9 protein-coding genes are annotated in these 8,670 nt (G+C 75.8%); 6 read left to right on the forward strand and 3 right to left on the reverse strand.

Annotated features, from left to right (window positions below):
* Nucleotides 1-47: 47 nt before the first annotated feature.
* Together otsB and LJ221_RS21720 are read right to left on the reverse strand one after the other, a co-directional pair.
* Nucleotides 48-911, reverse strand: coding sequence for a trehalose-phosphatase (gene otsB, locus LJ221_RS21715; RefSeq protein ID WP_241718413.1), 864 nt, complete (start codon nucleotides 909-911; stop codon nucleotides 48-50).
* Between the two features lie 86 nt (nucleotides 912-997).
* Nucleotides 998-1,264, reverse strand: a complete 267-nt coding sequence (locus LJ221_RS21720; protein ID WP_241718414.1) for a DUF3263 domain-containing protein — start codon at nucleotides 1,262-1,264, stop codon at nucleotides 998-1,000.
* A gap of 172 nt (nucleotides 1,265-1,436) precedes the next feature.
* Between LJ221_RS21720 and LJ221_RS21725 the strand changes: the two genes are divergently transcribed.
* From LJ221_RS21725 to LJ221_RS21750, 6 genes are all read left to right on the forward strand, one after another.
* Complete coding sequence (locus LJ221_RS21725) at nucleotides 1,437-2,387, forward strand: SIS domain-containing protein (RefSeq protein ID WP_241718415.1); 951 nt, start codon at nucleotides 1,437-1,439, stop codon at nucleotides 2,385-2,387.
* 102 nt (nucleotides 2,388-2,489) lie between these two features.
* Complete coding sequence (locus LJ221_RS21730) at nucleotides 2,490-3,509, forward strand: DUF5954 family protein (RefSeq protein WP_241718416.1); 1,020 nt, start codon at nucleotides 2,490-2,492, stop codon at nucleotides 3,507-3,509.
* Nucleotides 3,510-3,677: 168 nt separating this feature from the next.
* Nucleotides 3,678-4,634 (forward strand): ROK family protein, encoded by a 957-nt coding sequence (locus tag LJ221_RS21735; protein WP_241718417.1) that lies wholly within the window; start codon nucleotides 3,678-3,680, stop codon nucleotides 4,632-4,634.
* Entirely contained in the window at nucleotides 4,631-5,851 is a 1,221-nt protein-coding gene (gene nagA / locus LJ221_RS21740) for an N-acetylglucosamine-6-phosphate deacetylase (protein ID WP_241718418.1), read from the forward strand. Before LJ221_RS21735 ends, nagA begins: the two co-directional genes overlap by 4 nt.
* Before the next feature lie 159 nt (nucleotides 5,852-6,010).
* Nucleotides 6,011-6,949, forward strand: a complete 939-nt coding sequence (locus LJ221_RS21745; RefSeq protein ID WP_241718419.1) for a 1-phosphofructokinase family hexose kinase — start codon at nucleotides 6,011-6,013, stop codon at nucleotides 6,947-6,949.
* Nucleotides 6,950-7,066: 117 nt separating this feature from the next.
* A complete protein-coding gene (locus LJ221_RS21750) occupies nucleotides 7,067-7,954 on the forward strand; it encodes a ketose-bisphosphate aldolase (RefSeq protein ID WP_241718420.1) in 888 nt (295 codons plus the stop codon).
* A gap of 34 nt (nucleotides 7,955-7,988) precedes the next feature.
* Here the strand turns inward: LJ221_RS21750 and LJ221_RS21755 are convergent.
* Nucleotides 7,989-8,670: hypothetical protein (locus LJ221_RS21755; RefSeq protein ID WP_241718421.1), on the reverse strand; the 682-nt coding region annotated here is incomplete at its 5' end.

An 8,670-nucleotide genomic window follows, 5' to 3' on the forward strand; every position in this document is an offset into this window, starting at 1 on the left:
GGTCCGCGGGCCGTACCGGCGGGCGGCGGCCCGCGGGCCCGGGGCCGTCAGGCCCCCAGCGCGTCCGCCAGCGCGCCCAGCAGCCCCACCACCCCGGCGGGGCCGTCCACGACCAGGTCCGCCCGTTCGGCCAGCGCGGTGACCTCGTCGCTGCCGCTGCACAGCAGCACTCCGGGTACGCCCTCGCCGCGCAGCCGGTCCACCGCGTCGTAGGCGGCCAGATCGCCCAGGTCGTCACCACCGTAGAGGACCGAGGCGGCGCCCGTGTCGCGGAGGAACTCCGTGAGTGCCATGCCCTTGTCCATGCCCGGAGGCCGCAGCTCCAGCACCAGACGGCCGGGCTCCACGGCCAGCCCGTGCCGTACCGCCAGTCCGGCCAGGGGGTCGCGCAGCGCCTCGAAGGCGCCCTGCGGATCAGCGGCCCGGCGGGTGTGGACGGCCAGCGCACGGCCCTTGTCCTCGGTCCGGACGCCCCGCGGCGCCCCGGCCTCCTCCAGCAGGCCGGGCAGTTCTGCGCGTACGGCCTCCACGCCGGGGTGCGGCGGCGGAGTGCGGATCTCACCCGTGGCCGCGTCCCAGCGCTCGGCGCCGTAGGCCCCGAGCACCACCAGATGCTCCAGGCCCGGAGCCCCGGCGAAGCCGCCGTGGCTGGCGGCCGTGGCGGCCGGACGGCCGGTGACGATGACGACGGACCGCAGCAGTGGTGCCAGCCGGGCCAGGACGGGCACCGCGTCCGGGTGGGCGCGGGCGCTGTCGGGGTCGGGGACGATCGGGGCGATCGTCCCGTCGAAGTCGAGGGCGACCACGGCCCGCCCGGGGTCGGCCAGCAGCGCGGCCAGCCCGTCGCGTCCGGCGGGGGTGGTCGGTACGGGGAGTTGCTCCGGGAAGGGGGGTGAGGAGTGGCTGCCCATGCCTGGGACCATACCCGGCGGCCGTCTCCTCACCGCCCCCGGCGACCGTCCCGGCGACGCCCGTCGGCCGTACCGCTGCCGCGCCCCTACCGCAGTCCGCGCCGCTCGTCGCGCCGCCGGCGGAGCCGGTTGACCGTGACCGGATCACGGACCAGGGCACGCGGATCGTCGAGCAGGGCGTTGAGCACCTGGTAGTAGCGCGTGGGCGACATGCCCAGACGCTCGCGTATCTCACGCTCCTTGGCCCCGGGACTCGTCCAGCCCCGGCGCTCGACGGCGAGCACGGCCTCGTCCTCCTCGGACAGGCCGCCGGTGCCGTCGCCGCCGCTCGGCCGCTCGCTGCCGGTGCTCACCCCTCCAACCTACTGCCGCGCTCGGACACCGCATCCCGGCGGCCGGACGGCCCGCGCCGTACCGCGTATCGCTTCGACAACGGTGCTTCACTCTCCCGGGCCGGGGCTGCTATCCACGTGCGTGTACCCGCCCGCCGGGACTCACCGCCCGCCCCGCCACGAGGAGCCCCGCATGGCCGCCGCAGAGCAGTCCCGTACCGCTGCCGAGATCGCCACCCAGCCCGGCTGCTGGCGACGGGCGTCGAAGGCGGTGGAGTCCGGGGCCGCCGGGGCGCTGCCGCGCCCGGGCGAGCGGGTGGCGGTGACCGGCTGCGGCACCTCCTGGTTCATGGCCCAGTCCTACGCGGCGCTGCGCGAGGCCGCCGGGCAGGGCGAGACGGACGCCTTCGCGGCCTCGGAGTTCCCGGCCGGGCGCGCGTACGACCGAGTGGTGGCGATCACCCGTTCCGGCACCACCTCCGAGGTGCTCGGCCTCCTGGCCCGCCTGCGGGGCCGTGTGCCGACCACCGCCCTGACCGCCGACCCCGCCACGCCCGTGGCACGGACCGCCGACCACACCGCCGTCCTGGACTGGGCCGACGAGGAGTCGGTCGTCCAGACCCGCTTCGCCACCACGGCGCTGGCGCTGCTGCGCGCGGACCTGGAACGGCACGGCGCGCCGCCGGCCGGGGTGAAGCCGGTCGGGCAGGCGGCGGTCGACGCGGAGCTTGCCGTCGTCCAGCCGCTGCCCCCGGCCGCGCTGGACGCAGAGCAGTGGACCTTCCTGGGCCGCGGCTGGACGTACGGGCTGGCGCTGGAGGCCGCGCTGAAGATGCGCGAGGCGGCCGGCGTCTGGACGGAGGCGTACCCGGCGATGGAGTACCGCCACGGCCCCGTCGCGATCGCCCGCCCGGGCCGCACCGTCTGGCTGCTGGGCTCCCTGCCCGAGGGCCTGGCCGGCGACATCTCGCGGGCGGGCGGGGCGCTGCTGGCGGACTCCGACTGCCCGGGCACGGGCGAGCGGGCGCTGGACCCCATGGCCGACCTGATCCGGGCCCAGCGCCTGGCGGTCGCCCTGGCGGAGACCTCCGGCGCGGACCCGGACCGGCCGCGCAACCTCACGCGCAGCGTGGTCCTGGGCTGACGGCCCGCGCCGCCCGTGCCGTCCTCGTACAGCCGGGAACTGTACGTGTGGAAATCCCCGGAACCGGCTGACGCGGCGGGACGGCGCGAACACAGTGGGTACATGAAGGACCACCACGAGAAGTCACCCCACCACCTGACCATCCGCGTACGGGCCCAGGACGACCCCGTCTCCCGGGTCACCGAGCACGACACCGTCGAGGCGTCCGTGCGCTATCCGCAGGTCGTGATCCGGGGGCCCGTCTTCGGATTCGCCGAGCAGCGGCCCGAGGACGGGCCCCGCTGGCGGCTGCTGAGCGACATGCACAGCGGCTTCCCGCAGCACGCGCGGGACGGCCTCAACTCCCACCTGTGGTTCAAGGCCAGGGACGACGCCGGGGACCGGGCGCTGCGCCGCCGGCTGCTGGCCGCCGTCGCCCGGCTCGAGACCGAGCCGGTGGACGAGGTCTCGGTGGGCGACACCCGCTACCGCGTCGTACGCGGTGACGAGTTCGCCCGCATCGGTCCCGAAGGGCTGGAACCGCCCCGCCCCACCGACCCCGAGCCGCCGGGGCCGCTCTCCTGGGGTCTGGGGGACCGGTCGGTCTCGCGGACGAAGGGCTTCGTCATCGACCACGCCGCCGCCGTCGGCCTCATGACGGGCATCCAGCGGATCGAGCTGCTGTCGCTGGCCTACCGGGACGCGCGCTACCCGGAGGAGGTGCGCGCGGACTCCCTGCGCGCCCTCCACTCCCACCCCGGCGTGGTGCTCCTGCCCGCCGCCTTCGCCTTCGCCGAGGAGAGAGAGGACTTCTGGGAGCCGGTCTGCGTCTCCCTGCCCACCCCGCACGACGCCCGGCGGTCGATGGTCAACCACCTGAAGGAGATCCGGCCCCTGCTCTACGAAGTCCCCCCGGAGGAGGCCGAGGAGGACGTCCGGGCTGCCGACGCGTACGTGGCCGCGACCCCGCGCGGCAACGAACTGCGGGTGCGCGGCCAGTGCTTCCGGATCGTACGCGTCGAGCGGCTGGTCCGCGTCGGCCCCGACGGGCCCGAGACCTCCCGCCCCTCGGACTGGGACCCGGAGCCGCCGATGCGGCTCCACCCGGTGATGGACGAGTTCGGAAGCATCCTCCGCGACTGAGCCGTCTCACCCGCCGTCCCGCCCGGTCCCCGGCCGGACGGGACGGGGACCGGGGGAGACCTGACGCCCCCGGGGGTCTCCCTCCCGCGCGAGCGGGGGCACCGTGCGGCGCCCGGCCTGCCGCAGAGTGGACTAGACCTTTCGCGGGCGGCGGGTGAGACTGTCCCCGTGACTCCTCGGCATGACGAAACCGCGTATGTCGTCGCCCTCGACGTGGGCGGCACCGGACTGAAGGGCGCCCTCGTCGGGGCCGGCCGCACGCTGCTGCACCAGGCACGGCGGCCCACCGGGCGGGAGGACGGGCCGGACACCGTGGTGGAGAACGTGCTCGCGTTCGCCGGAGAGCTGCGGGCCGCCGGGGTCGCGCGGTACGGCGCCGAGCCCCTGGCCGCGGGGGTCGCCGTGCCGGGGATCGTCGACGACGCCACGGGGACGGCCGTCTACTCCACCAACCTCGGCTGGCGGGACCTGCCCCTGCGCGACCTGCTGGCCGCGCGGCTGGGCGGGACGCCCGTCGCCCTCGGGCACGACGTGCGCACCGGAGGGCTCGCCGAGGGGCGGATCGGAGCGGGAGCGGGAGTGGACCGCTTTCTGTTCACGGCACTGGGCACCGGCATCTCCGGGGCCGTCGGGATCGACGGCCGGGTGGAGCCCGGCGCGCACGGCGGCGCGGGCGAGATCGGCCACATCACCGTACGGCCCGGCGGGCCCGAGTGCGGCTGCGGGCGGCGCGGCTGCCTGGAGCTGTTCGCCTCCGCCGCCGCCGTGGGCCGGGCCTGGGCCGAGGCGTGCGGCGACCCGGAGGCGACGGCGGCCGGCGCCGCCCGGGCCGTGGAGGCGGGCGACCCGCGGGCCGCGGCCGTCTGGCACGACGCGGTCGACGCCCTCGCCGAGGGCCTGGTCATCGTGATCACCCTGCTGGATCCGCGGGTGCTGATCGTCGGCGGCGGGCTGGCTGAGGCGGGCGGGACGCTTCTGGCTCCACTGCGCGAGGCCGTACGCGCCAAGGTCACCTTCCAGCACGTCCCCACGATCGTTCCGGCGGCCCTCGGGGACACCGCCGGGTGCCTGGGCGCGGGGCTCCTCGCCTGGGACCTACTCTCCGCGGAGGTTGCGAGCCGATGACCGGTCCGAAGACGGCGCAGACGACGGGGGCGCGGCGCACCGTGCTGACGGGCGCCAGGGTGGTCCTTCCGGACGGCGTGGCCGAGGACGGCAGGGTGACGGTGGAGGGCTCGCGCGTCGCCGCCGACGTCCCCGGGGAGGCGGGCACGCTCGACCTGGCCGGCCACTGGATCGTGCCCGGCTTCGTCGACATGCACGTCCACGGCGGCGGCGGGGCGTCCTTCTCCGCGGGCTCGGCCGAGGAGGCACTGCGGGTGATCGCCACCCACCGCGCACACGGCACCACGACGATGGTCGCCTCCACCGTCACCGGCGCCCTGGACGAACTCTCCCGGCAGGCCGCCGTTCTGTCGGAGCTGGTGGAGCAGGGCGACCTGGCGGGCGTCCACTTCGAGGGACCGTTCATCGCCCGCGGCCGCTGCGGCGCCCACGACCCCGCTCTGCTGCGCGACCCCGACCCGGCCGACGTGCGCAAGCTGGTGGAGGCTGCGCGCGGCACGGCGCGGATGGTGACACTCGCTCCGGAGCTGCCCGGCGGTCCGGAGTCGGTGCGACTGCTGGCCGACAGCGGGGTGATCGCGGCCGTCGGCCACACCGACGCCTCCTACGAGGCCGTGCTGGAGGCCGTCGGGGCGGGCGCGACGGTCGCCACGCACCTGTTCAACGCGATGCCCGCGCTGCTGCACCGCGCCCCCGGCCCGGTAGCGGCGCTGCTGGAGGACGAGCGGGTCACCGTCGAGCTGATCAACGACGGCGTCCACCTGCACCCGGCCGTCCTGGAGCTGGCCTTCGCCCGTGCCGGGGCCGGCCGGGTCGCCTTCGTCACCGACGCCATGGGTGCGGCCGGGATGGGCGACGGCCTCTACCCGCTCGGCCCGCTTCAGGTGCGCGTCACCGACGGTGTCGCCCGGCTGGTGGAGGGCGGCTCGATCGCGGGCTCCACGCTCACCCTCGACGAGGCGCTGCGGCGCGCGGTGACGGTGGACGGCCTGCGGATCGAGGACGCGGTACGTGCCCTGGCGCTCAACCCGGCACGGCTGCTGGGGGTCGCCGACCGGGTGGGGTCGATCGAGCCCGGCAAGGACGCCGACCTGGTGGTGCTGGACGGCGGTTACCGGGTCGCGGGCGTCATGCGCCGGGGCGGGTGGGTGGTGCCCCCTCGCCTCCCGGACGCCGCCGAGCCCGCCGGGGTTGTACGCGGCGGTGCGACGGGCTGATTGCGTTACGGTCTCGTTCCCACATCGAGCACGGGCGGTCGCCTCCACCCTCTGTGCCGACCGGCTCCGCTTTGGCATGATCACTCGCACGGTCGGCGGCCCCGCGCCACCGTGGGCATGCCGAACGTTCACACTCGCCGGTGGGAGACGGAGTACCGGATGATCCTGACCGTCACGCTCAACGCGGCTTTGGACATCACCTACCGCGTCTCCCGTCTGGAACCCCGCGCCTCCCACCGGGTCCGGGAGGTCACCGAGCGGCCGGGTGGCAAGGGCCTGAACGTGGCTCGGGTCCTGGGCGCGCTGGGCCACGAGACGCTGGTGACCGGCTTCACCGGGGGTCCGAACGGCGACCGGCTGCGGACGCTGCTGTCGGAGGTGACGGAGGAGGGACCTGTCGGGGACGCGTTCGTCGCCGTCGGCGGGGACACCCGCCGCACCGTCACGGTCGTGGACGAGGCGTCCGGCGGCGCCACCGTGCTCGACGAGCCCGGACCGCACGTCACCACCGCCGAGTGGGAGCGCTTCCTGGACGTCTACGGCGGGCTGCTGCACGACACCACGGCCGTCGCCCTGTGCGGCAGCCTGCCGCCCGGGGTGCCCGTGGGCGCGTACGGGACGCTGGTGCGCGCCGCGCGTACCGCGGGCGTGCCCGTGCTGCTGGACACCAGCGGGGAGCCGTTGCTGCGCGGGCTGGCCGCCCGGCCGGACGTCGTCAAGCCCAACTCCCGGGAACTGGCCGGGGTAACGGGCACCACCGAGCCGTTGCGGGCCGCGCGGCTGGCGCAGCGGCGCGGGGCGCACTCCGTCGTCGCCTCGCTGGGTGAGGACGGGTTGCTGGGGCTCACCTCGGAGGGTGTCTGGCGCGTCGAGTCTCCCCGGCGGCTGACGGGCAACCCGACGGGAGCGGGGGACTCGGTGGTGGCCGCGCTGCTGTCCGGGCTCGTGGAGGGCCTGCCCTGGCCGGACCGGCTGGCCCGCGCCGCTGCCCTGTCGGCGGCGACCGTACGGGCCGGGACGGCGGGCGAGTTCGACCGGGAGCTGTACGAGAAGCTGCTGCCCGGGGTTCGGATCGACCAGCGGATGGCGGCCGTCTGACGGCCCGTCCGGCGTCCGGCCCGGACGGCGCGAGGTGACGGCCGGGTGACCGCGGCCGGGTGACCGCGCAGGACGGCACGGCGGGCACGGACGACGGATACCGGGAAGGGGGCGGGTGTGCCACTGGTCGGCAGCGGGGAACTCGTGGCGGACGCGCGGGCGTCCGGCCGGGGCGTCGCCGCGTTCAACGTCATCACCCTGGAGCACGCCGAGGCGATCGCGGCCGGCGCGGAGGCCGCCGGTATGCCCGCCGTCCTCCAGATATCCGAGAACGCCGTGCGCTTCCACGGCGGTCGGCTCGCGCCCGTCGCGGCCGCGGCGGCGGCCGTGGCGCGGGCCTCCGGCGCGCCTCTGGCGCTGCACCTGGACCATGTGGAGAGCCCCGAGCTGCTGCGCGCCGCCCCGGAGGCCGGGTTCGGCTCGGTGATGTTCGACGCCTCGGGACTGCCCTACGCCGCCAATGTGGCGGCCACGGCGGAGGCCGTGCGCTTCGGCCACGCGCACGGGATGTGGGTGGAGGCCGAGCTGGGCCGGATCGGCGGCAAGCCCGGCGACGGGGAGCGGGAGGGCGGGGAGCCGCATGAGGGGCGCGGCACGCTCGACGCGCACGCCCCCGGCGTACGCACCGATCCCGCCGAGGCGGCCGATTACACGGCCGCCACCGGGGTGGACGCCCTGGCCGTCGCGGTCGGCAGCTCCCATGCGATGACCGAGCGCACCGCCGTCCTCGACCACGCCCTCATCCGCGAACTGCGCGAGACCGTCCCCGTACCGCTGGTGCTGCACGGCTCCTCGGGCGTGCCGGACGGGGAACTGCGGCGGGCGGTCGTGGCCGGGATGACGAAGATCAACGTGGGGACGGCGCTGAACACCGCCTTCACCGGAGCCGTCCGCGCCTTCCTCACCGAGGACGGGCGGACCGTCGACCCCCGCGGATACCTGCTCCCGGCGCGGGAGGCGATGGCGCGGACGGTGACGGCCTTCCTGGAGGTGGTCAGCGGCTGACGCGACCGCGCCGCCGGCCCCCGCCACGGCGGCGTCAGCCGCGGACGTGGCCCTCCTTGAGCCAGACCCGGTCGAGGACGAACCCGCACTGGCTGCCCTCTTCGCAGGAGATCCTGACGGTGTTGGCGCCCTTGTCCAGGTCTATCCAGGCGAAGGTGCGCGTCCAGCCCTTCTCCCACTCGCCCTCGCCCGCCCTGGCGAAGTTCTTCATGTTCAGCCCGCCCTTGTGGGACGTGCCGTTGACGGCGAGCGCGGGGTTCGCGTCCTTGCCCGGCACCCCGTAGCCGACGAACAGCGTGTACTTGCCCTCCTCGGGGACCTCGAAGGTCCAGGTGGCCGAGGAGCCGGGCTTGTCGAGACCGGTGACGTACGCACCACTCCTGGACTCCGCCCCCTGGACGGCCTTGTCCGTGGTCGCGCTGCCGCCGAGCTGGAGGCTGGCCGCGTCCTCGGAGGGGAGGGGGCCCGGCTTCTCCTCCTTGTCCTTGTCGGCGTCCTTGTCCTGGTCCTCCCCGTCGTCCCCGGCGCCCTCGCCGGCACCGGCGGTGGCGGCCTGGACGCCGCTGTTCTGGTTGGCGTTCGCGCTGTCGTCGTCGCTGAAGAAGACGGCGGCGCCCACGCCGAGGACCACGGCGGCGACGACCGCCAGCGCGCCGACCAGCAGGCCGTTGTGGTTGCGGCCCCGCCCCCGGCCGGCGTGTCGCCGCTGACCGAGA

It is taken from the genome of Streptomyces sp. CNQ085, assembly GCF_022614595.1.
Lineage (GTDB): Bacteria > Actinomycetota > Actinomycetes > Streptomycetales > Streptomycetaceae > Streptomyces.

Coding starts and splice junctions, on each gene's coding strand:
- LJ221_RS21730 (WP_241718416.1), top strand. CDS start 2,490: ATGAAGGACCACCACGAGAAGTCACCCCACCACCTGACCATCCGCGTA.
- nagA (WP_241718418.1), top strand. CDS start 4,631: ATGACCGGTCCGAAGACGGCGCAGACGACGGGGGCGCGGCGCACCGTG.
- LJ221_RS21745 (WP_241718419.1), top strand. CDS start 6,011: ATGATCCTGACCGTCACGCTCAACGCGGCTTTGGACATCACCTACCGC.
- otsB (WP_241718413.1), bottom strand. CDS start 911: ATGGGCAGCCACTCCTCACCCCCCTTCCCGGAGCAACTCCCCGTACCG.
- LJ221_RS21725 (WP_241718415.1), top strand. CDS start 1,437: ATGGCCGCCGCAGAGCAGTCCCGTACCGCTGCCGAGATCGCCACCCAG.